Origin of the sequence: Halorubrum sp. SP3 (genome assembly GCF_005435195.1) — an archaeon.
GTDB classification, from domain to species: Archaea; Halobacteriota; Halobacteria; order Halobacteriales; family Haloferacaceae; genus Halorubrum; species Halorubrum sodomense.
Genome location: NZ_SGTU01000115.1, coordinates 1 through 862, shown reverse-complemented (window position 1 = coordinate 862; position 862 = coordinate 1). Strand labels below are relative to the sequence as shown.

Genomic DNA, 862 nt, shown 5'->3' with positions numbered 1-862 from the left:
GCAGCGTTTGTCCGTGACGTTGATGGATCCCCGTCAGACTTTATCTCGGTCTGTTTCCGCGAGGAAGGTGAAACAGAGCCAGGCAGCGATCACGAGTGGACACAAGACGCTTACGAGATTATTGTCTCTCGGAGTGACGGAACACAGCACCGTGAGATAGGCACCGACGTTTCACAGACAGCCGAGCTGGTTGCGGAGGAAATGGTTTCCATCGCCGCGTAACACCCACTCCTTTCTTTTGCGAGAACACCTGTCAGACGGTGTTCTCACACCACTATGAGTACGAACGTAACTCCGCTAACAGACGTTGAACCGATCACAGGCGTCCGCGACCTCCGCTCCGCGCTGGAGTGGTACGACGACGGCGGATCCCGCGGTCCCGATGGGATCCCGATTCAGATCACAGGTGTCTGGGACGTGATCTGTGGCAAGCCGTACCCCCACAACGACGCCGAGATAGGGGGGTTCGGTGATCTCATCGATCAGCTTACCGAGAACCCCGAGAAGTGGGACGACAGCGATCTCACACACGACGACGTACACCGTGTCGTCGGGCTGCTCCGCGGGCTTCAGTCCGTTGAGTCCGAACACCGCTACTACCGCGAAGATCGAGAGCGAACCAGTAAGTTCGATACCCGAACCCAATGTTGGGTCGGACTGTACCACGTCACGGACAAGACGACGATAGTGACGTACCTTCACAAGTCACCTGGGATGGGGATGTCGGTGTATTCCACCACGGGGGTCGTCGCTCCGCGGAAGGACGTTGACGACAAACTCCGCGACGACGTGTTCTACGACAAGTACGATTACACGCTCGTTTCGGAGTGACACCACACACCCACTTTTTGAGAGAACCGCC

General features: G+C 57.3%; 2 protein-coding genes. Both read left to right on the top strand.

Features of this window, described 5'->3' with window-relative positions:
* Nucleotides 1–222, top strand: a 222-nt coding sequence (locus EXE42_RS19675) for a hypothetical protein (protein ID WP_206750736.1), incomplete at its 5' end; no start/stop codon positions are given.
* Between the two features lie 54 nt (nucleotides 223–276).
* A complete protein-coding gene (locus EXE42_RS15715; protein ID WP_137706929.1) occupies nucleotides 277–831 on the top strand; it encodes a hypothetical protein in 555 nt (184 codons plus the stop codon).
* The last annotated feature ends 31 nt before the right edge of the window (nucleotides 832–862 follow it).

Coding starts and splice junctions, on each gene's coding strand:
- EXE42_RS15715 (WP_137706929.1), top strand. CDS start 277: ATGAGTACGAACGTAACTCCGCTAACAGACGTTGAACCGATCACAGGC.